Origin of the sequence: Novosphingobium sp. UBA1939, assembly GCF_002336885.1 — a bacterium.
Taxonomy (GTDB): Bacteria; Pseudomonadota; Alphaproteobacteria; order Sphingomonadales; family Sphingomonadaceae; genus Novosphingobium.
This window is the reverse complement of the sequence record NZ_DDFB01000044.1, coordinates 19593-40585: the sequence shown is the minus strand read 5'-3', so window position 1 is coordinate 40585 and position 20993 is coordinate 19593. Positions and strand designations below refer to the sequence as shown.

The window sequence follows — 20993 nt, the reverse complement described above, 5'->3', positions numbered from 1 at the left end:
CGCGCCGACAAATCCGGCGCTCGACCACGCAGCCGCTCAACGCCGCGCGCGCCCTTTGCGCAGCGCGGCCAGAACATCGCGCCAGGATACCAGCTTGAAGTTCTGCGGCGCCGGCTGGTTGTGCCCGTCCTGCGCCACGAAGAGCCCGGCGGGGTAGTCCTTGCCGAAGCTGCCCGGCATCACGGCGATGCCATCGGTTTCCTCGGTGCTGCCGAACCGCCCCGCCACCACGCGGAAACGCCCCGCCGGCTTCATCGAGGGCAGCTCGAACAGAGCATAGGCGTTGTCCCCCTGGCTCGACGCGATCAGCCAGCCGCCGTTGCGGCCCACCGGCATCAGCGCCAGGCCTTCCACATCGTCGAACAGGTGCGCGCGGTCGACGGTCGCGACCAGCGTGGCTTCGGCGGGTCGATCCTCGCGCGCATCGAACGCCCAGATGCCGCGGTCTTCCTCGCCCACATAGAGCGTGCCCGTGCGCGGATCGGCGACGCAGCCCTCGGTCTGGGTCGGCAACTGCATGGTCCGCACGATCCGCCCCGTCGGCGCCGCGCCGTCGAGCACGATCCGCACCTGCACGATCGCCCCGTGCTTGAGCACGGAGAACGCGGTCAGCCCGGCCGCATCGCGCAGCAGGCATACGCCATACGCCTCGCCCGCGCCGCCCGTCACCGCGCCCAGCGGCTGCAGCTTCGCCGCCGCGGTATCGAGCCGCCAGACCTGCAGCTTCGCCTGCGCCTCGTCGTTGCGATCGCTGGCGACGACGATCACGCCCGCCGCGCCCATGTCGATCAGATCGACGTTGTTGAGCCGCCCGGCCGCCGCGAAATCGCGCACCTTGCCGTCCAGACGATAGACGTAGAGCCCGGCCTTCTTGTCGGTGCCGACGATCAGGCTTTCCCCCGGCCGCGCCGGGTTGCGCCAGATCGCCGGATCATCGGCGGCATCGCCCTGCGCCGTCGCCACCGGCGCGGTTTCACCGCGCGCGGTGACTTCGACGGTGGGGACCGACGGCGGCGCGGCTGCTGCCAGCGCGGCCGCGCTCCAGATCGTCAGCAGCATCAGAACGTCACCCGGATACCGCCGCTGTAACGACGGCCGAAGCGTTCCCATTCGATCGTGTAGTTCTCGATCGCGCCATTGGTCTTGGTCCCCTTGGCGTTGAGAATGCCCGAAGGATCGACGAACCGGCGGCCCGGCTGGTTGAGCAGGTTCTGCGCGTCGAAATAGATCTCGACATGCTTGTTTACGGCATAGCGCGCCGAGAAGTCCATCTCGTCGTCCGCCGCCCAATAGGCATCGCCCGCGTCGGTCAGGGTATCGGCGATGCCATCCAGCCACTTGCTGCGCCGCTGGTACTGCAGCCGCAAGGAGAAGCCGTACTTTTCGTAGTAACCGCCAATGTTGTACACGAGGTCCGAGGTGTTCGGCAGGCGCACCTTGCGGCTCGCCACCAGCAGCGCGCCGGCCGTGTCATACACCGCCGGTTTGCTGACCTTGCTGTTGTTCACGGTGACGTTGGCGCTGATGCCGAAGCCGCCCATCCACGAAGGGATGCCGAGCTCTTCCGCCCAGGGTTCGAGCTGGAACTGCGCTGCCGCTTCCATGCCATAAATCCGGCCGCTGCCGCCGTTGGTGATGCCCGAGAAGATATAGCCCGAACGGTCGAACGCAGCGGTATTCAGCGCGTTGGAGCCGAACGTGCGCCGCTGGGTGTACAGCACGTCGGTCACATGCTTGTAGAACACGCCGACCATCAGATAGCCCTGCGGCTTCACGTACCATTCGAAATAGCCGTCCAGACCCCAGGCGCGTTCCGGCTTCACCGCCGGGTTGCCGCCGGAAATCGTCTCGTTGGTATCGTTGATCACCACGTTCGGGCGCAGCAGATCGTAGTCGGCGCGGGCAGCGCCGGTGTTGAGCGACAGGCGCACCTTCTTGGTATCGTCGAGGTTGTAATTGACGTGCAGGCTCGGGAACACCAGCGTCTGCTCAGCCTCCGCCGTGATGCCGGTGGCGATGCCGCGGTTCTTGACGTGCTCCACCCGCGCGCCGCCGACGATCGAACCCCAGTCGTAGCGCAGCGTGCCCATCAGGTAGCCGGCGAATACCTGCTCGCGCACGTTGTAGATATTGGCGATCTGCGGCACGAACGTGCCGACCTTGCGCGCCGCCGCCGAAGCCGCGCGCATCTTCGCGGTATCGAAATAGCGGAACGTGTAGCCCGGCTGGATCTTGCCCATGAACGCCGTATCGAGCGAGAACTGGTTGTAATCCGTGGGAATGCCCGCGGCGGAGAACTGCGCCGCCGTGTCCAGCGTCAGCAGGTTCTCGTCCACCACCTTGGTCCGCTGGTCGAACTGGAAGCCCGCCTTGAACGTGGCGTCGGCGCCCAGGAACCGCGTCTCGCGCGACAGCACCAGCCGGCCGGTATAGGCCTTGGTGGTGTCCACCGCGTCCAGCACCGTGAACGTGGCCAGTGGCTTGGTGAAAGTATCGATCGCCGTCACCTGCGCGCCCGCCGTATAGCGCGTCGGGCCGGAAAGCTGGGTGGTGGTGTACAGCGTCAGCGGCGAAAGGTTCGGATCGGTGAAATCGTAGGCCACGGTGGGGCGCAGGTTGCGCGTGTTGGGGCTGTTCCACGAAGCTTCGCCCACCACCGAACGGTCATCCTTGGATTCGGTGTAGTTGCCCAGCCAGTCCAGCGTCCAGCCTTCGCCGAACTTGTGCGTGCCCTGCAGCGTGTTGGTGAAGATCGACTGCTTGAACGCGCGCAGCGTCGACCGCTGGCGGATGTCGATGCCATAGATCGTGCCCTTCAGCGGCGTGTTGCCGATGCACACGTCGGCATAACCCGAGGTCGTCGGCGCGGTGTTCACGGTGGCGTTGCACGCCGCACTGTTGGCGACCAGATCGCCCTGCCGGTCGTCCATGTCGAAGCGATAGTTGTCGCGCGCCTCGTCGTCGGTGAAGATCGTGTAGATCGACCGCAGCGAAATGGTGTTGTTGTCGTCCGGCTTCCAGTCGAGCCGGCCGGAGACCGACCAGTTCTTGCGCGTCAGGCGGTAGAGCTTGTTTTCGGTCTCGTGCGTCCAGAAGCGGGTTTCGTAGCCCGGCCGCACGTCCTGGCTCACCTGCTCCCAGTCGTGCTCGAAATTGTCGGTGATCATCCGGCGCTCGTAGTACGAGCCGGACACCAGCACGCCGATCTCGCCACCGCCCACGTTGAAGCGGTCGGAAAGCACCAGCGATCCTTCGTACTGCGGACGGCTGCCGTATTCGGCCACGCCCGCGCCGGCCTTGCCCGCGATGTGGAAGCCGGAATAATCGAACGCCGAACGGGTGATGATGTTGACGTTGCCCGCCACGGTCTCGCCGGGCATGTCGGGCGTCACCGCCTTCGACACGATGATCTTGCCGGCGATGGCGGACGGGATCGAGTCAAAGCGGGCGTTACGCCCTTCGGGGCTGACCACGTTGATCCCGTCGAACGACAGCGTGGTCCAGTTCTTCGGCGCGCCGCGCAGGCTGATATAGCGCGCCTGCCCCTGATCGCGCTCCACCGCGATGCCCGGCAGGCGGCTGGCCGCCTGGGCGATGTTCTGGTCGGGCAAGCGACCCACGCTGTCGGATGCGGCCACGGCCACCAGCGAATCCGACATCTTCTGCACCTGCAGCGCGGCTTCTTCGGATTCAACGATCGGGCGCGATCCGTTGACGACGATCTGCTCGCCCGCTTCCTCCTCGCCGGGGACGGCCGGCGCCTCCTGCGCAACGGCGGGTGACACGAACAGGCCACCACAGGCGCTGGTCATCAGGATGGCACGATAGAACGCCCGGCGCGCCGCGCCGGGTTGCGTGATCGAAAGCATGAACGGTCCCCACTTCTTTGACGGTCGGGGCCGCGCCTAGGGCGTTGATTTGACGGATTCGCGACGAAGATTACCGATCCGTAATGATCCTTTCACAAATCAGTCATCCATTCGCTGAAAGGTAAAGTTTGTCATTACAAAGCCAGGCTTCTAAAGGCGGGCGGATGACCCAGACCGCCCCGCATTCATCACTTCCCCCGGCCGAAACCCTCTCGCCGGAAGCTCTGCGCGCCTGGACGCTGGAAGCGGTGCGGCGGATCGATGCCGATTTCACCCGCTCGGCCGAAACCCATCTGGTGCGCGTGGAACTGCCCCGCTTTCCCGGCATCACGCTCTATCTCAAGGATGAATCAAGCCACCCGACCGGCAGCCTCAAGCACCGCCTCGCCCGTTCGCTGATCCTCTATGCGCTGTGCAACCAGCAGATCGGCCCCGGCACCCCGCTGATCGATGCGACCAGCGGATCGACCGCCGTTTCCGAAGCCTATTTCGCCCGGCTTATCGGCCTGCCGTTCATCGCGGTGGTGCCGCACGGCACCTCGCCCGCCAAGATCGAGGCGATCCGCTTCCATGGCGGGGACGTCCATTTCGTCCAGAACGCCGGCGAAGTGACCGATGCCGCCCGCGTACCGGCGCTGGAGACGGGCGGCCATTTCCTAGACCAGTTCACCAACGCCGAACGCGCGACCGACTGGCGCGGCAACAACAACATCGCCGACACCATCTTCCGCCAGATGCGCAACGAGGAACATCCGGTGCCCACGTGGATCGTCTGCGGCGCGGGCACCGGCGGCACCTCCGCCACGATCGGCCGCTACATCCGCTACGCGCGGCACGGCACGCGGTTGTGCGTGGCGGACCCCCAAGGATCGGTGTTCCACCGCCATTTCGCCGACCGCTCGATCCGCGACCTCGGCTGCGGCAAGTGCTCGTGCATCGAAGGCATCGGCCGCCCGAGGGTGGAGCCGTCTTTCATGCCGCAGGTGGTCGACCGGATGATGGCCATTCCCGATGCCGGATCGATCGGCGCCATGCGCGCGCTCTCGCGCCGGCTCGGCCGCCGCGTCGGCGGATCAACTGGAACCAACATCCACGCCTGCGCGGCGCTGATCGGGGAAATGGCGGCCGCCGGACAAGCCGGATCGATCGTGTCCATCCTGTGCGATTCCGGCGAGCGCTACGCCGGGACGTATTACGACGACGCCTGGCTCGACGCGAACGGCATCGCCTGGCAGGCCGAGGACGAGCGCATCTACGCGCTGTTGAGCTAACGCCCCAGCCGTTCGATCAGCACGTCCGCCGCCGCGCTCACATCGGCCCAGGCGCGCTCGAAGTCCTCGGCGTCCCCGTAATAGGGATCGATCACCGCCGTTCCTTCGCGCCCGGGCACGAGGTCCATCAGCAGTTCCAGCCGAGCCAAATGCCGGCGCGGGGCGATGGCCAGCAAATCGCGCAGGTTCTGCGGATCGAGCGCGAAGATATGGCTGAAGCGCAGGAAATCCTCCGCCTTCGCCTGCCGCGCGCGATAGCCGGATATGTCGATACCATGGTGCCCCGCCTCGATGATCGCGCGGCGATCGGGCGGGCGGCCGACATGCCAGTCTCCGGTGCCGGCGGAATCGACCGTTACCGCGATCCCGGCTTCCACGGCCCGCGCGCGCAGCGCAGCCTCCGCCATCGGTGAACGGCAGATGTTCCCGAGGCACACGAACAGCACGGATGGCTGGTTCACAAGACTGTTTTCATCAGACGACGTACTCCCGCTGGCCGGGTCTCCCCATGCCGATCAGGGTCGCATCCTCTCCTTGGCGCGATGAAAACGCATCCTTGCTGCCGATGTCCAGCCAATTCAACGCCACAAGCACCTGCCCGATCGCGCCGCCCAGCGTTTCGCCCGGCCCCAGCAGCACGATCCGGTCCGGCGCGAACTCGCGAATGGCCACGGTCATCGCGGTGGTGAAATCATAGGGTGCCAGGATCTGGTGGCCGAAGGTGTAGTCCCACAGGCTTTCCGCATCGCTTTCGAATCGCCGCCATATCTTGCCGCGCCCGTCGATCAGCGGCACCTCGGGCCGGCCGAACCAGGTGGCCGGCAGGCTGGCCCGCGCCGCGTTGGCGCTTTCCGCCATCAGCGGCGTGTGGAACGGGCCGTGGCCAGCAAGGCGCAGGGGCGGACGCGACAGGCCGGGCAGGTCCTTTTCCAGCGCATCCAGCGCGGCCTTGCTCCCCGCCACTACCAGCATCCCGCCGAGATGGATCGAGGGCAGCACGCCATGGCGCGCCATCGCCGCGTCGACTGCCCGACGCAGCGCGGGGTCGACGCGCCAGTCCTCGCCCGCCAGCACCAGCACCGCCTGCCCGCCGGGCGCGTGCTTCTGCGAATTGACCCCCATGGCATCGGCGATGGCAAAGCCATGCTCGCCCGAAACCGCGCGCGCGCAGGCCAGCGCGGTGTACCAGCCCATCGAATTGCCGGTCACCGCGACCACCTCGAACCGATCGCGGTCGATGCTCAGGAAATCGAGATAGGACGCGGCGTAAATCAGCGGCGCCGCGATATCGCCGCGCGTGTGGAGCGCAGGGCTGAACTTAGCCGCCCCGTCCAGTTCGCTCAGCGTCGGCGCGCCACGCCCCGCGCGCAGGGCATCGAACGCGGCGAGTTCCGCCCGGCCGCCGTGGTGCCGCGCCAGATAGCCCAGTTCCGGTGCGTTGTAGGTGCCCCGCCCCGGACAGACGACAAGGATGGACTGCTTAGCCACGCACCATCTCCCGCGCCTTCGCCGCGATCATGTCGCGGCTGGGCAGCGTATAGGTTGCCGCGCGGGCGAGCGGGATGAAGCTGTCGGTCGCGGCGATCCGTGCCGTGGACTTGCCGGCCGCACGTTCGGCGAACAGCGCCATCAGCGCCTCGCTCTGCGATCCGGTCTCGCGGCATTCGTCGACGATCAGCACCTTGCCGCACGGCGCGATCGCTTCGAGCAGCGCATCCTCGGCCAGCGGCGCGATCCAGTGCAGGTCGATCACCCGCACGGCAATGCCCTGTTCCGCCAGCAGCTTCTGCGCCTGAAGCGAAAGATAGACCCCGTTGCCATAAGTCACCACGGCCAGATCGGCGCCATCGCCGTGCACACCGATTTCGCCCAGCCGCACCGCGCCTTCGCCAGGCGCCTGATAGACGCTGGTCCACAGGCCATCGCCCTCGGCATGAAGATCGCGCGTCATGTAGAGCGCGATCGGTTCCACGAACACCACCACGCGCTGTTCCTCGTGCGCCAGCCGCACGCATTCGCGCAGCATCGCCACCGCATCGCGCCCATTCGACGGCACCGCCAGCACCACGCCGGGAATGTCGCGGAACACGGCCAGCGAATTGTCGTTGTGGAAATGGCCGCCAAAGCCCTTCTGGTAGGGTAGCCCCGCGATCCGCACGACCATGGGATTGGTGTACTGCCCGTTCGAGAAGAACGAGAGCGTGGCCGCCTCGCCCCGGATCTGGTCCTCGGCATTGTGGACATAGGCCAGGAACTGGATTTCCGGCATCGGCAGCAGGCCGTTGTGCGCCGCGCCGATGGCAAGGCCCAGGATCGCCTGTTCGTCCAGCAGCGTGTTGATCACGCGCGCCGAACCGAAACGCTGATGCAGCTTGGCCGTGCAGTTATAGACGCCGCCCTTCGGCCCCACGTCCTCGCCGCAGACGATGGCGTTGGGATATTGCAGCAGCAGGTCCGCCATTGCCCACGAGAGCAGGCGCGCCATGTGCTGCGGCTTTTCCATCTGCGCGGCATCGTCGGCAAACAACGCCGCGCGGGCCTCCGCTGTTGGAACTGGACGCTCCACGCCCTCGCGCTTCGGCGGCACGATGCTGGCCATCACGGCGGCCACGTCCTTCAGCTTGGGCCGCCGGATCGCCAGCTCGACCTGCCGCAGCAGCGATGCCTCGATCGCTTCGTATTCGCGACGAACGTCGGCGGCGGTCATCACGCCTTCCTCGATCAGCAGCGCCGCGCTCGCCAGCAGCGGATCGCGCTCCTCGTCACGGCGGATGTCGTCCTTGGAAAGATAGACAAGCTGCACGTCGTTGCCGGCATGGCCATAGAGCCGCACCGTGCGCATGTGCAGGAACACCGGCTTGCGATGGCGGCGGGCATAATCGACCGCTTCACGCGCGCCGCGCCAGGCGTCCACCAGATCGCTGCCGTCACACTGGATATAGTGCAGCCCGGCGCGGCCGGAAAAGTTCGCCTCGATCCATCCTTTCGGCGTGCGCGTGGAAATGCCGATGCCGTTGTCCTCGCACAGGAACACCAGCGGCAGTGGCGTGCCCTGGAACGCGGCCCAGGCGGCGGTGTTGATCGCCCCTTGCGCGGTCGAATGGTTGGCCGATGCATCGCCGAAGCTGCACAGTACCACACCATCCGGCGCCAGTGGCGTATCCTCCAGCCCCATCCGGCGGGCAATGCCGATCGAAAAGGCCGCGCCCACCGCCTTGGGCAAGTGGCTGGCGATCGTGCTGGTCTGCGGCGGAATGGCCAGCCGCTTCGATCCCAGCACCTTGTGCCGCCCGCCCGAGATCGGGTCTTCCGCCGAAGCGGTGAACGACAGCAGCATGTCCCACGCCGGATTTTCACCCGGCACCCGCCCCGCGCGATGAATCTGGAACGCGGCGTCGCGGTAGTGGAGGAAAGCGATGTCATCGGTGCGCAGTGCCTCGGCCAGCGCGGCATTGCCTTCGTGGCCGGACGATCCGATGGTGTAGAACCCCTCGCCCCGCGCTTGCAGCTTGCGCGAAAGCCGGTCCAGCTGGCGGCTGAGCATCTGGCTGTGGAGCAGCGCGGCGGCGCGTTCGGGCGCCAGCCCCACGTCGGCCAGCCCCAGGTTGGAACGCCGGCGCAGCCCGTCGCCATCGAGCGCGGCAAGGAACTGCTGGTGGACCTGCTCGGCGGCGTCCATCAGCGCCACCTGGTTTCAAATGCGATCATTTCCCTTGCGTAGCGCAAGGGAAATCGGGCGTCACCCCCCTATCGCGACACATGCAATGCGCGATAGCCAAGCGCGGGATCATCGGTGAAGAACCCATCCAGACCGGTTTGCAGATAGCGCCGGATCTCGCGCACGCTGCCCTCCGGATTGCGCGCCTTCGCATCGCCGCGATCGCGGAAATCGCCCGCGAGGAACGTGTTCTCCGGCCGGAACGTCCACGTGCCGACGAGCAGGCCCGCCTTGTGCGCGTCCGCCACCAGCGACGTCGGTGCCCCCAGCCTGCCATCGGCGCCGAGCGGAATGATCCGGCGCGTGGCCGGAGCGACCCAGTCGGCATAGAGGGCGATCTCGGCCAGCCCCGCCGGCGTCAGCATCGCCCCATAGGTCAGCGCGCCATCCACCGCCGCCACGTCGGCCGGACGCTGCGCATCGTCATCGATCAGCTGCATCAGCTGGACGTTGGCCATGCCCGCCAGCATCGTGCGCAGCCGCTTGAGATTGGCGATTTCGAACGACTGGACGATCATCGGCATCGTGGCCAGCACCCGGCTGGCCTTCACCCGCGCCAGGAACATATCCTCCATCGGCAGGCCGATGCCGTTGAAATAGGTCGAATGCTTGATCTCGGGAATGATCCCGATCGTTCGTCCGCGCGCCGCCGCTTCGGCCGCGACGAAATCGATCACCTCCTCGAAGGTGACGATCTGGAACTGCCCGTCGTAGCCCATGCTTTCCGGCCGCAGCGCGCCGAGCCGCTCTTTCGCGCGCAGCGTCTTCAATTCGGCCAGCGTGAAATCCTCGGTGAACCAGCCCTCCAGCTTTTCGCCGTCGATCACCTTCACCGCCTTGCGCGCGGCGAATGCGGGATGCGCGGCGACGTCGGTGGTTTCGGCGATGTTGTTCTCGTGCCGGGCGACCAGCACGCCGTCCTTGGTGGCGACAAGATCCGGCTCGATGAAGTCGGCGCCGTCGGCGATCGCCTTGGCGTAGGAGGCCAGCGTGTGCTCCGGCCGCAGCGCCGAACAGCCGCGATGCGCCAGGAGCAGCGGCTTCGCCGGGCGCGGCCGCGCCGCCGCCAGCGCAGAACCGCCGGCCAGCACCGCCATGCCCAGACCCGCTCCCATCACCATAATGCCCCGCCGCGAAAATCCCGCCGTCATGGCCCGTCTCCTCATTCCGAAGACCGCGCTAGGATCGCGACACGACAGCAATGTGACAAGCGCCTACAACAGCGAGACGAGCTCAACCGCCGGCAAGGCCGCCCGCGCACCCGGCTGCTCGGTCCAGTGCCGCGCGTTCAGCACGCCGCCGTCCGCGCGCAAGTCCGCCACGCGCGCCGTGTCGATATCGGCAAAGACCCAGCCCGGCGCGTTCTCGCTGCCGATGGCCAGCACGCCATCGACGGGCATTCCCCGGTCGGGCGGGCCATAGACCGCCGCCGCGCCGCGGTTGACGTCCACCGCCAGGGACCACGCCGCCTCGCCCACCGTCGGCGATTGTACGGCATAGCACTGGCCTTCCAGCGCCCGCGCCTGCGCGCCGATCCGCACACGCCAGTATCCGTGCAGCGAATCCGTGCAGGAAGGGACAAGGATCACCTCTGCCCCCGCTTCCACCACCGCCCTTGCCAGCAGGGGAAATTCACTGTCATAGCAGATGTTTACCGCAAGCTTGCCAAGCGCGGTCTCGAACAGCTTGAGCCCCGCGCCCGCCGCGATTCCCCACTGCTCGCGCTCGAAGCGGGTCATCACCAGCTTGTCCTGAACGCCCATCCGCCCGTTCGGCGCGAACAGCCGCGCGGTGTTGCGGAAGCGCCCGTCGGCATCCTTGCGCGGTGCGCTGGCGGCCAGGATATGCATCCCGTGCCGCGCGGCCAGTTCGGCGTGAAGCGCATCGACGCACGGCAGCAGCGCCGAAACCGTCTCGATCGATCCCGCCAGATCGCCCATCGTCGCCGGATCGAGCGAAGCGAGCTCCATCGCGCCATATTCGGGAAACACCGCCAGCGCCGCGCCCCCGTCCGCCGCCTGCGCCACCCATTTTGCCACCTTGGCGGCATAGGCGTCCCAGTCCGCCAGCTGGTCGATCGGATACTGCGCCGCTGCGACGCGCCAGCTCACCATTGCCGCAGCCAATACTGCATGGGCTTCACGCTTTCCCCGTCCTCACCATGGTCCTTCCAGCCGAGTTCGGTCACCAGCCCTTCGATCGGCGCGTAGCCGCGCTTGGTCCAGAACGCATCAAGCGGGGTATAGCCCGCCGGCCGCGCCGGATGGTCGCCGTGGCGGATCACCGCCGCGAAGCAGGCGGCATCCGCGCCGCAGCGCCGCGCCTGCGCCTCGCGATGGTCGAAGAAGGCGTGGCCAATGCCGTGGCCCCGGTATTCAGGCAGCAGGACGCTTTCGCCGAAGTAGAACAGCCGCGCCACGTCCAGCCCGCGCGCCTCGAACGGGGCGCGAAATTCGGCCTTCTGGTGCAGCATCGGCGCTGCCGTGGCCGCGCCGACCACGCGATCCCCGTCGAACGCCGCAACCAGCACCGCATCGGGCGCGGCGGCATATTCGCGCAGGTATTCCGCCTCATAGGCCGCGTCACCGTCATAGAGATAGGGATAGGCCGCGAAGACGCGGATGCGCAGGTCGGCCAGATCGCCCAGCACGGCGGCGATCTCCTCCCCGGTCAGCGGGCGCACGACGATCCCGCTCCGCGGGCTGGCGGCGATCCCACTTCGCGGGTTGGCGGCGCTACTCATCAGCCGACCACTTGCGCCGTCCAGTCGGCCAGATTGTAATACATCGTCAACCGCGTGATCCGGCCATCGGCGATGGTGAGGAACGCGCCCGCCGGCAGCACATAAGTCTGGCCATTCGCTTCGGGGAGCCCCTCGTCCGTCGCGAGGTATTCCCCATGCACCACGAATTCCGCCGCCGCGCGCGTGCCTTCCTCGTTGGCCATCAGCACGATGTCTTCCAGCCGCTCGCGATAGCAGCGCTCCATGTGCGCGATGAAGGCGCGGAACGTGTCCTTGCCCACCTGCCGTTCGCCTTGGTTGATATCGTGCGCCACGTCGTCCGAAAGGCACGCCAGCATCCCTTCCCAGTTCCCGGCGTTGAACGCGCCATAGTAGGTTTCGAGAAGGGCAAGCGTTGCGGCACGGCTCATCGGCGGGTCTCCTTTGCGCCCCTGCCTAGCCAATCCGCCGTTGCGGGACCAGAGCCGCGCCGGGAAAGCTGTGCTGCACCGGTGCAACAATCGGCCGCCGCGCCCGGCCAAAAGGACGTTGCGGACCGCGCCGCGCGCGGCCACAACCGGCGTCCTACGCAACGCCCTGTTCCGGACCGGAGAACCCGATGCGCGCTCGTCTTCTCACCCTGACCGCCACCGTAGCCATGGTCGCAGCCATCGCTCCTGCCCCGCTTCTGGCGCAGGACGCGCCGAAGCCCGCCACCATCGCCGTCGACGGCGCGCCGCCGGTGCCGATGGCAGTGGTCGATGCCACGCGGCCCTACATGGAATACCGCACCGCCGCTTTTCTCGACTGGAACCCGGCCACGCGCAACATGCTGATTTCCACGCGCTTCGCCAGCGTGCCGCAGCTTCACACCGTGGCCGGCTCCGGCATGGCGCGCCAGCAGATCAGCTTCGAAGCGGAGCCGCTGGCCGGCTGGTACGCGCCCAACGATGGCACGCTGGTGGTGCGCAAGGACAAGGGCGGAGACGAATTCTTCCAGCTCTACACGCTGAAGAACGGGCGCCTGACGCTGCTGACCGATGGCAAGAGCCGCAACGAATTCAACGCCTTCAGCCATAACGGCCAATGGATCGCCTACAGCTCCACGCGCCGCAACGGCGTCGATTCCGATCTTTACGTGGCGAACCCGCGCGATCCGGCGTCCAACCGCCTTGTCGCGCAGGTGAAGGGCGGCGGCTGGTCGGTCGCCGGCTTCACGCCCGACAGCAAGAGCGCGGTGGTGCGCGAATATGTCTCGATCCAGAAGAGCAACCTGTGGTGGCTGGATATCGCCAGCGGCAAGCTCACGCCGATCGGCGATCACGCCAAGCCGATCGCCTATGCCGCCGCCGATATCGCGCCGGATGGCACGCTGTGGGTCACCAGCGACGAAGGATCGGACTACCAGCGGCTCGGCACGCTCGATCCGCGGACGGGCAAGTTCACGCCCCGCGCGCCCGAAGCCAAGGGCGATATCGAGGAATTCTCGATCGCCGATGACGGCAGCTTCATCGCCTATGCCGTCAACGAAACCGGCATCTCGAAGCTGCGCCTGCTCGACCCGAAGACCGGCGCGGTCCGCGATGTCACCGCGCTGCCGGCCGGCGTGATCTCCACGCTCAAGGTCGCGCCATGGGGCACGATCGGGCTTACCCTGTCTTCGGCCAAGGTGCCGGCGGACGCCTTCGCCGTCGATCCGAAGACGCTGGCGGCCACGCGCTGGACCACCAGCGAGACCGGCGGCCTCGATCCTGCCGCCAACGTCGATCCCGAACTGGTGCAGGTAAAAAGCTTCGATGGCGAAACCGTCACCGGCTTCCTCTACCGCCCCGATCCCGCCAAGTTCCCCGGCAAGCGGCCGCTGATCGTCAACATCCACGGCGGGCCGGAAGGGCAGGCCACGCCCGGTTTCAAGGGGCGCGCCAACTACCTTATCAACGAACTCGGCATCGCGGTGTTCTATCCCAACGTGCGCGGATCGTCGGGCTTCGGCAAGCGCTTCGTCGGGTTGGACAACGGCCCGTTCCGGCGCGAGGATTCGGTGAAGGACATCGGCCCGCTGCTCGACCGGCTCCAGTCCGATCCGGCGATCGATCCGGCGCGGATGGCGGTCACCGGCGGTTCCTATGGCGGCTACATGTGCTATGCCTCCGCGATCCGCTATGGCGACCGGCTGAAGGCGGCGGACTGCATCGTCGCGATCAGCAATTTCGTCACGTTCCTCGAAAACACGCAAGGCTATCGCCGCGACCTGCGCCGCGCCGAATATGGCGACGAGCGCGATCCGAAGCAGCGCGCGCAACTGACCGCGATCTCCCCGCTGACCAGCGTGGACCGCCTGACCATTCCGCTGATGGTGGTGACCGGCGCCAACGATCCGCGCGTGCCCAAGAGCGAGGCCGACCAGATGGTGGCCGCCGTCCGCGCCAAGGGCCGCGCGGCCTGGCACATCGTGGGGCTCAACGAAGGCCACGGCTTCGCCAAGAAGGAAAACGCCGACTACCAGTTCTGGTCCGAGATCGGCTTCTGGAAGGCCAATCTGCTGGGCGGGAAGTAGAAGATCGTCGTCGGGCGGAGACAACTGACCAGACGAAAATGCACTCAGGCTGCTTGCAAGCGCGGCGCGCTGAAAGCCCACCCCGCTGCGACTAACGGCACCTGCGGCGACGCAAGTCTCGCTCCCCTCCCGCTTGCGGGAGGGGCTGGGGGTCGGAAACACCCCACCGTCCAAAAACAAAAAGGCCGCAGACACGAAGTCTGCGGCCTCTTCAGGGTCAGATCGGCCCGCTGTATGCCCGCGCATAAGAGGGGGGGGCTGGCGCGGGCGCGGACCGATCCTTGAGGGGGAACGGGCTTTAGCCGAACAGCTTGTTGGCGGTTTCGGCTACGCGCTTTCCGAGATAACGCGCTCCATCCAGTTCGGTTCCACTCGGCTGACGGCTTCCGTCGCCGCCGGCGATCGTCGTCGCGCCATAGGGGGCGCCGCCGGTGACTTCGTCATGGCCAAGCTGGCCCTGGAAGCCATAGTCGAGGCCGACGATGGTCAGGCCGAAGTGCAGCAGATTGGTGATGATCGAGAACAGCGTCGTTTCCTGACCGCCATGCTGGCTGCCGGTGGACGTGAACGCCGCGCCGACCTTGCCGTTCAACGCGCCTCGCGCCCACAGGCCGCCGGCCTGGTCGAGGAACGCCGCCAGCTGCGAGCTGATGCGGCCGAAGCGGGTGCCGGTGCCGACGATAATCGCGTCGTAGTTTTCGAGTTCGGCCACCGTCGCCACGGGCGCGGCCTGATCGAGCTTGAAATGCGCGCCCTGCGCGATTTCCAGCGGAACGGTCTCGGGAACGCGCTTCACGTCCACTTCCGCGCCGGTCGCACGGGCGCCTTCGGCAATGGCGTTGGCCAGCGTTTCGAGGTGGCCATAGCTGGAATAGTAGAGAACCAGGACCTTGCTCATCGTTTTCATCCTTGCTGGTGGCGGGAGCGGCCCCGCTTGAACACGAAGCCCTTATGCCGTGATTCCCGCAATCAGGTCATCCGGATAAACTGGCAGAAACCGTTCCAAAATCTTGAACAACCCAAACGCTGCCCGAACCACAGCCCGTACAGGGCACGGGCAATCCGGCGTGGAATTGCGCACCTTGCGATTTTCCATTATGGGCGCTGCGACGCCCCGGCTTCCGCGATAGGGTCGCTTTTCGCGACTCACCTCGCCACGCCGGGGTTTTTGATTTCCCGCGAAGACCAGAAAACTTCGCACGCTTGAGGAAGACCCGCCCATGTCCCGTCGCCGCCAGATTTACGAAGGCAAGGCCAAGATTCTCTACGAAGGCCCGGAACCCGGCACGCTGATCCAGTATTTCAAGGACGATGCCACCGCGTTCAACGCGCAGAAGCGCGGCACGATCAACGGCAAGGGCGTGATCAACAACCGCATCAGCGAATACGTGTTCACGCGCCTTTCGCACATCGGCATCCCCACGCACTTCATCCGCCGCCTCAACATGCGCGAACAGCTGGTGCGGCAAGTGGAAATCATTCCGATCGAAGTGGTCGTGCGCAATGTCGCCGCCGGTTCGATCAGCAAGCGCCTGGGCCTGCCCGAAGGCGAACCGCTGCCCCACACCCTGCTCGAATACTACTACAAGGACGACGCGCTGGGCGATCCGCTGATCGCCGAAGAGCATATCGCCTGCTTCGGCTGGGCCTCGAACGAGGAAATGCAGGACATTTCCTCAATGGCGATCCGCGTGAACGATTTCCTCGTCGGCATGTTCGCGGCGATCAACATCCGCCTTGTCGATTTCAAGCTGGAGTTCGGCCGCATCTGGGATGGCGACTACAGCCGCGTGATCCTGGCGGATGAAATCAGCCCCGACGGCTGCCGCCTGTGGGACATGACCACCGGCGAAAAGCTCGACAAGGACCGCTTCCGCCGCGATCTGGGCGGCGAAGAGGAAGCTTACCAGGAAGTCGCCCGCCGGCTGGGCCTGCTCGAAAACGACGGCGGTCCGAGCGAGGTGTTCGACCTGGGCGCGCACCGCAGCAAGCTGCGCAACAAGAAGTAAGGCCGCTTCCCCCTTCCCGCCGCTGCGGGAGGGGGAATGCCTGCCCCGCCATTCCGGCGCACATCCCTCATTGCCCGTTAAGCCGACTCGCGGCAGGATCGGCGCCGAGATGACGCCGCGCCGTTCCCTGTTCCTGCTGGCCGCCGGCCTGTTGCTTGGCGCGACGCCCGCGCTGGCCCATCCTTCGAGGCACGGCGCCCCCAAGCCCGATTGGGCCTTCCAGCAAAGCGATCTCGCTCCCGAAGCCGGCTATCGCTTCGGCAAGCTGCCCAACGGCATGCGCTATGTGATCCGGCGCAACGCCACGCCCGCCGGCACCGCGCTGGTGCGGATGGACGTGGCTACCGGATCGCTGGACGAAGGCCCGCAGGAACGCGGCTTTGCCCATTTCGTCGAACACATGGCCTTCAACGGCAGCACCCACGTTCCCGAAGGCGAGATGATCCGCCTGCTCGAACGCAACGGCCTGTCGTTCGGAGCGGACACCAACGCGCAGACCGGGTTCGAACAGACGCTCTACATGCTCGATCTGCCACGCGCCGATCCCGCCCTGCTCGATACCGCGCTGATGCTGATGCGCGAGACCGCAAGCGAGCTGACCTTCGCGCCCGAAGCCGTGGCGCGCGAACGCGGCGTGGTCCTTTCGGAACTGCGCGACGGGCAAGGTTACCAGCGGGCCAATCTCGAAGACCAGCTTGCCTTCCTCTACCCCCACGCCACCTATCCCGCCCGGCTGCCGATCGGCACCGTGGCCACGCTCGATGCCGCCACGGCCGATGCGCTGCGCTCGTTCTGGGCGCGGCACTACGTTCCCGCCAACGCCACGCTGATCGTGATCGGCGATTTCGATGCCGATGCCGTCGAAGCCGCGATCCAGGCCCGCTTCGCCAGCTGGCAGCCCGCGCCCGTCCCTCCCCGGCCGGACCAGGGCAAGGTCGATCGCGCGCAGAAGGGCAGGACGGAAGTCTGGCTCGATCCGGCGCTGTCCGAACGCGTCACCGCCTCGCGCCATGGCCCCTGGCTCGACGAACCGGACACGATCGCCAGCCGCCGCACGAATCTGCTGCGCCAGATCGGCTATGGCGTGATCAACCGGCGCTTCCAGCGGATGAGCCGCAAGGTCGATCCGCCGTTCCGGGGCGCGGGCTTCGGCACCGGCGACGTATTCCGCATTGGGCGCACCACCAATCTGGTGGTCGATACGGTGGACGGCGGCTGGCAGCGCGGCCTCGCCGCCGCGACCACGGCCCTGCGGCAGGCACTCGACACGGGCTTCACGCCCGCGGAGATCGACGAACAGGTCGCCAACATTCGCACCGGCATCGAAAACGCGGCGGCCAGCGCCGATACACGTGGCAACGGCACACTGGTGCAGGCCGCGCTGGGCCTGATCCGCGACGATACGGTGCCGACCGCTCCCGCCGGCGCGCTCGCCCGCTTCAATGCCTTCGCCCCGCGGATCACGCCCCAGGCGGTGCTGGCGGCGCTCAAGCGCGAAGCGGTGCCGCTCGACCATCCGCTGATCCGTTTCCAGGGCCGCACCACGCCATCGGGCGGCGACAAGGCGATACGGCAGGCTTGGAACACCGCGATCCGAGCGTCAGCCGGCCTGCCCGAAACTGGCCCCTCCGGCGCCTTCGCCTATACCGATTTCGGCACGCCGGGCGCGGTAGTGTCCGACAGCACGGAGCCCGCCTTCGGCATCCGCGAGATCCGCTTCGCCAACGGCGTGCGCCTCAACCTCAAGCCCACCTCGCTGGAGACCGACCGCATCCAGGTGCGCCTGTCGATCGACGGGGGCGAGATGCTCGACACCCGCGACAATCCGCTGGCGACCGAGATGATGGCGATGTTCTCCGCCGGTGGCCTCGGCAAGCACAGCCAGGACGATCTCCAGACACTGCTGGCCGGGCGCTCGGTCGGCGGCGGCATCGCCACCGGGGGCGATACGTTCTATTCGGGCGTCACCACCACCCGGCGCGATCTGGAAGCGCAGCTCCAGTACCTTGCCGCCCAAGTCACCGACCCAGGATACCGCCCCGAAGGCGAGGTGCTCTACCGGCAGAACATCGCCAATTTCTTTGCGCGCTACCGCGCCACGCCGTCGGCCGCGCTGGCCAACACGCTAGGCGGGCTGCTTTCGGATGACGATCCGCGCTTCACCCTGCAAGCTCCCGCCGCCTACCAGAAGCTCAGCTTCGCCGACTTGCGCCGCACGGTGTCCGATCGGCTGGCGAACGGCGCGATGGAAATCGCGCTGGTCGGCGATTTCGACGAAGCGCAGGCGATCGCGCTGGTCGCTCGGACCTTCGGCGCCCTGCCCCAGCGCGAAGCTGAATTCCGTGGCTGGGATGTGCAACGCCAGCGCCCCTTCACCACCGCGCGCGGGCTGCGCGTGATCCGGCATCAAGGGCAGGCGAACCAGGCGATCGTGCGTTATGTTTGGCCCACGCGCGATGACCGCGATCCCGACGAGGCCATGGCTATCGATCTGCTGGACGAGGTGACTGGTATCGAGGTGCTCGACACCGTGCGCGAAAAGCTGGGCAAGTCGTATTCGCCCGGCGCGCAATCCAGCCTTTCTCACGTGTGGCGTGGCTATGGCACCTTCGCGATCCAGGCGTCGGTCGATGTGGCCGACATCGCCGCCACCCGTGCGGCGCTGGCTGACACCGTCCGCCAGCTCACCTCCACGCCAGTCGATGCCGACGTGCTCCGCCGCGCCCGCGCTCCGATGCTGGAGCGCATCGACAACGCGCTCAAGACCAACGGCGGCTGGATGGCGCTGGCCGAGCGCGCGCAAAGCGAGCCGGAGCGCTTCGACCGCTTCCGCAAAGCCAAAGCCCGTCTGGAAGCGCTGACCCCGCCCGACCTGCTGGCCGTGGCGCGCCGCTATCTGGCGCTGGACAAGGCAGTGCAGGTGCTGGTCCTGCCCGAAGGCGTGGACGCCCCGCCCGCCTAAGCCCCCTCCTGTCACCGACCGGTCATGCGCCGCGCCTACCGCGCGCGCATCAGGATGCCGCAACAGGAATGACCGCCATGATCCGTTTCCGCACGCTCTGGAGCCTCACCGCGCTGGCCGCCATGGCCCTGGCCGCCCCCGCGCTGGCGCAGACCGGCCAGCCCGTCGAGGTCATCCGTACAGCTCCGACCTCGGTGGATGTGCGCTGGTCCGGGATCAAGGCGGCCGACGTGTTCCGCGCGGATACGCCCGATACCACCGTCGCCACCGCCACGCCGGTTTCCGCCAACGATCGCGACGGCCATGAAACCGTCACGATGCCCGCCGGCGCGCGCGGCTGGTTCCTGGTGCGCGATCGCGCCACCGGCACCGTAACCCGCGCGGTCGAACGCGTCGTGCCGCTCGAACAGGGTTCCAATTTCCGCGACATCGGCGGCTATCCGGCGGCCGGCGGCAAAACGGTGCGCTGGGGCATGATCTACCGCGCGGGCGCGACCCCGCTTCTGAGCGACGCCGACCTCGCCACGATCGGCACGCTGCGCCTGAACGCGATGGTGGACCTGCGCTCGGACGAGGAACGCCAGCTTGCCCCCACCCGGATCGACGGCGTGCGCTACACCGCCGTTGGCTACAGCATGAAACGGCTGATGGCGGCTTCCGGCGCCACCCCCACCAACGGCAGCGCGGTCTATCGGGGGATGCCGGTGCTGCTGACCCCGCAACTGCGGCTGGTGTTCGACCTGCTCAAGCGCAACGAAGGCCCGATCGAATACAACTGCTCGGCCGGACAGGACCGCACCGGCTTCGTTACCGCGATCGTGCTGTCCGCGCTCGGTACCCCGCGCGAGGTGATCGTGAAGGACTATCTCGCTTCCACCGCCCTGCGCCGCCCGGAATACGAAATGCCGCGGTTCGATCCGGCCGCGTTCCCCGACAACTATGCCGCGAAGCTGTTTTCCTATTACCAGTCGAAGCCCGAACTGGCGAAGCCGCAGCCGCTGATGGAAGCGGACGGCACGCCATTCCTCCTGGCCGCGCTCGATGAAGTGGAGAAGCGCTGGGGTTCGGTCGATGGCTATCTGAACCAGGAAATCGGCCTGTCGGACGCCGACATTGCTACCCTGCGCGCCCATTATACCGAATAAATCTAATATTATCATTTGGATGAATGATAAAACCCCGGCAGGCGACCCCGGTCTTCCGGGGCGCCGCGCGTTCCTGATCGCCGCGATCGGTGCGGCAGATTGGCCACACCTTTTCCGTAGTTTGTCTGGCCGCCATACAAAACAATTGGCACGCCTACCTCGCACTTGTATGCCTTCCATACAAACCAGCTGCCACGAGACAGCGCGCAAGGGATTGAAGGATGCCAGGCAGATCCGCCGCCAAAACGGAAGCCATTCCTGATGCCAACCCCGGGACCGGGCTCTTCGGCGATATCGGCGCGCGCCTTGGCTACCAGTTGCACGCGACCGACGTTCTCGCGATGGACTTGATCCGGGGCATGCTGGCCGAACTGGGCCTGACTGCCACGCGCGCCACGGCGCTGGCCTACATTCGCACTCATCCTGGATGCCGGCAGGCCGAACTGGGCCGCGCGCTCAGCATCAACCGTGCCAGCGCGATGGAAGTTGTCAACGCCCTCACCGCGCTCGGCGCGGTTGCGCCGCGCCAGCAAGGTGTTTCTCGGCGCGGCGGCATCCACCTGACGCTGCGCGGCGAGACGCTCTATGAGGAATTCCGCATGGCATCGCTGCGCGCCGATGCCGTCTCGTTCGGCGGCCTCAGCGAAACCGAGCGGGAAACGCTGCGCGTCCTGCTCGCCCGGGTGCGGGCCAGCACGCTTGATTTCACTACCAACTCCAACACCAAAGAGGGGATCTGA

The 20993-nt window shown here is 66.9% G+C and carries 16 protein-coding genes; 6 read left to right on the top strand and 10 right to left on the bottom strand.

Annotated features, from left to right (window positions below; translation table 11 throughout):
* Positions 1–36: 36 nt before the first annotated feature.
* Both B3547_RS07120 and B3547_RS07115 read right to left on the bottom strand, forming a co-directional pair.
* Positions 37–1059 (bottom strand): phytase, encoded by a 1023-nt coding sequence (locus B3547_RS07120; RefSeq protein WP_292961602.1) that lies wholly within the window; start codon positions 1057–1059, stop codon positions 37–39.
* Complete coding sequence (locus B3547_RS07115) at positions 1059–3869, bottom strand: TonB-dependent receptor (protein WP_292961599.1); 2811 nt, start codon at positions 3867–3869, stop codon at positions 1059–1061. The genes B3547_RS07120 and B3547_RS07115 overlap by 1 nt, the downstream gene beginning before the upstream one ends.
* 164 nt (positions 3870–4033) lie before the next feature.
* Here B3547_RS07115 and B3547_RS07110 point away from each other — a divergent pair, with 164 nt between their 5' ends.
* Positions 4034–5140, top strand: a complete 1107-nt coding sequence (locus B3547_RS07110) for a PLP-dependent cysteine synthase family protein (protein ID WP_292961596.1) — start codon at positions 4034–4036, stop codon at positions 5138–5140.
* Here B3547_RS07110 and B3547_RS07105 read toward each other — a convergent pair.
* The 7 genes from B3547_RS07105 to B3547_RS07075 all read right to left on the bottom strand — a co-directional run bounded on the left by B3547_RS07105 (position 5137) and on the right by B3547_RS07075 (position 12011).
* Positions 5137–5601, bottom strand: coding sequence for a low molecular weight protein-tyrosine-phosphatase (locus tag B3547_RS07105; protein WP_292961594.1), 465 nt, complete (start codon positions 5599–5601; stop codon positions 5137–5139). The genes B3547_RS07110 and B3547_RS07105 overlap by 4 nt on opposite strands.
* Positions 5602–5614: 13 nt before the next feature.
* The gene (locus B3547_RS07100; RefSeq protein WP_292961592.1) at positions 5615–6628 is read right to left on the bottom strand and encodes an ACP S-malonyltransferase; all 1014 of its coding nucleotides are present in this window, start codon (positions 6626–6628) and stop codon (positions 5615–5617) included.
* A complete protein-coding gene (locus tag B3547_RS07095) occupies positions 6621–8819 on the bottom strand; it encodes a dehydrogenase E1 component subunit alpha/beta (protein ID WP_292961590.1) in 2199 nt (732 codons plus the stop codon). The genes B3547_RS07100 and B3547_RS07095 overlap by 8 nt, the downstream gene beginning before the upstream one ends.
* A gap of 68 nt (positions 8820–8887) precedes the next feature.
* Complete coding sequence (locus tag B3547_RS07090) at positions 8888–10009, bottom strand: glycerophosphodiester phosphodiesterase (protein ID WP_292961588.1); 1122 nt, start codon at positions 10007–10009, stop codon at positions 8888–8890.
* 63 nt (positions 10010–10072) lie between these two features.
* Positions 10073–10972: a carbon-nitrogen hydrolase family protein gene (locus B3547_RS07085; RefSeq protein WP_292961586.1), complete on the bottom strand. Its 900-nt coding sequence runs from the start codon at positions 10970–10972 to the stop codon at positions 10073–10075.
* Positions 10966–11601: a GNAT family N-acetyltransferase gene (locus B3547_RS07080; protein ID WP_292961584.1), complete on the bottom strand. Its 636-nt coding sequence runs from the start codon at positions 11599–11601 to the stop codon at positions 10966–10968. The genes B3547_RS07085 and B3547_RS07080 overlap by 7 nt, the downstream gene beginning before the upstream one ends.
* On the bottom strand, positions 11601–12011 hold the full coding sequence (locus B3547_RS07075) for a ketosteroid isomerase-related protein (protein ID WP_292961582.1): 411 nt from the start codon (positions 12009–12011) through the stop codon (positions 11601–11603). The genes B3547_RS07080 and B3547_RS07075 overlap by 1 nt, the downstream gene beginning before the upstream one ends.
* A 188-nt stretch (positions 12012–12199) precedes the next feature.
* Between B3547_RS07075 and B3547_RS07070 the strand changes: the two genes are divergently transcribed.
* Positions 12200–14137 carry a S9 family peptidase gene (locus tag B3547_RS07070; protein ID WP_292961580.1) on the top strand — a complete coding sequence of 646 codons (1938 nt, stop codon included), beginning with the start codon at positions 12200–12202 and terminating at the stop codon, positions 14135–14137.
* Between the two features lie 298 nt (positions 14138–14435).
* Here B3547_RS07070 and wrbA read toward each other — a convergent pair whose 3' ends face one another.
* Positions 14436–15035, bottom strand: a complete 600-nt coding sequence (wrbA, locus tag B3547_RS07065) for an NAD(P)H:quinone oxidoreductase (protein ID WP_124810292.1) — start codon at positions 15033–15035, stop codon at positions 14436–14438.
* A gap of 322 nt (positions 15036–15357) precedes the next feature.
* On the opposite strand from wrbA, the gene purC reads away from it, so the two are divergent.
* The 4 genes from purC (at position 15358) to B3547_RS07045 (ending at position 20993) form a co-directional block, all read left to right on the top strand.
* Complete coding sequence (purC, locus tag B3547_RS07060; RefSeq protein ID WP_124810291.1) at positions 15358–16146, top strand: phosphoribosylaminoimidazolesuccinocarboxamide synthase; 789 nt, start codon at positions 15358–15360, stop codon at positions 16144–16146.
* A gap of 109 nt (positions 16147–16255) precedes the next feature.
* On the top strand, positions 16256–19108 hold the full coding sequence (locus tag B3547_RS07055) for a M16 family metallopeptidase (RefSeq protein WP_292961577.1): 2853 nt from the start codon (positions 16256–16258) through the stop codon (positions 19106–19108).
* Between the two features lie 77 nt (positions 19109–19185).
* Positions 19186–20253 carry a tyrosine-protein phosphatase gene (locus tag B3547_RS07050; protein ID WP_292961575.1) on the top strand — a complete coding sequence of 356 codons (1068 nt, stop codon included), beginning with the start codon at positions 19186–19188 and terminating at the stop codon, positions 20251–20253.
* Between the two features lie 221 nt (positions 20254–20474).
* Positions 20475–20993: a MarR family winged helix-turn-helix transcriptional regulator gene (locus B3547_RS07045; protein WP_255530158.1), complete on the top strand. Its 519-nt coding sequence runs from the start codon at positions 20475–20477 to the stop codon at positions 20991–20993.

Bases quoted from the DNA above. Each gene is read 5' to 3' on its own strand.
- wrbA (WP_124810292.1), bottom strand. From the start codon at position 15,035: ATGAGCAAGGTCCTGGTTCTCTACTATTCCAGCTATGGCCACCTCGAA.
- B3547_RS07080 (WP_292961584.1), bottom strand. From the start codon at position 11,601: ATGAGTAGCGCCGCCAACCCGCGAAGTGGGATCGCCGCCAGCCCGCGG.
- B3547_RS07095 (WP_292961590.1), bottom strand. From the start codon at position 8,819: ATGGACGCCGCCGAGCAGGTCCACCAGCAGTTCCTTGCCGCGCTCGAT.
- B3547_RS07055 (WP_292961577.1), top strand. From the start codon at position 16,256: ATGACGCCGCGCCGTTCCCTGTTCCTGCTGGCCGCCGGCCTGTTGCTT.
- B3547_RS07120 (WP_292961602.1), bottom strand. From the start codon at position 1,059: ATGCTGCTGACGATCTGGAGCGCGGCCGCGCTGGCAGCAGCCGCGCCG.
- B3547_RS07070 (WP_292961580.1), top strand. From the start codon at position 12,200: ATGCGCGCTCGTCTTCTCACCCTGACCGCCACCGTAGCCATGGTCGCA.
- B3547_RS07115 (WP_292961599.1), bottom strand. From the start codon at position 3,869: ATGCTTTCGATCACGCAACCCGGCGCGGCGCGCCGGGCGTTCTATCGT.
- B3547_RS07045 (WP_255530158.1), top strand. From the start codon at position 20,475: ATGCCAGGCAGATCCGCCGCCAAAACGGAAGCCATTCCTGATGCCAAC.
- B3547_RS07050 (WP_292961575.1), top strand. From the start codon at position 19,186: ATGATCCGTTTCCGCACGCTCTGGAGCCTCACCGCGCTGGCCGCCATG.
- B3547_RS07110 (WP_292961596.1), top strand. From the start codon at position 4,034: ATGACCCAGACCGCCCCGCATTCATCACTTCCCCCGGCCGAAACCCTC.
- B3547_RS07085 (WP_292961586.1), bottom strand. From the start codon at position 10,972: ATGGTGAGCTGGCGCGTCGCAGCGGCGCAGTATCCGATCGACCAGCTG.
- purC (WP_124810291.1), top strand. From the start codon at position 15,358: ATGTCCCGTCGCCGCCAGATTTACGAAGGCAAGGCCAAGATTCTCTAC.
- B3547_RS07090 (WP_292961588.1), bottom strand. From the start codon at position 10,009: ATGACGGCGGGATTTTCGCGGCGGGGCATTATGGTGATGGGAGCGGGT.
- B3547_RS07075 (WP_292961582.1), bottom strand. From the start codon at position 12,011: ATGAGCCGTGCCGCAACGCTTGCCCTTCTCGAAACCTACTATGGCGCG.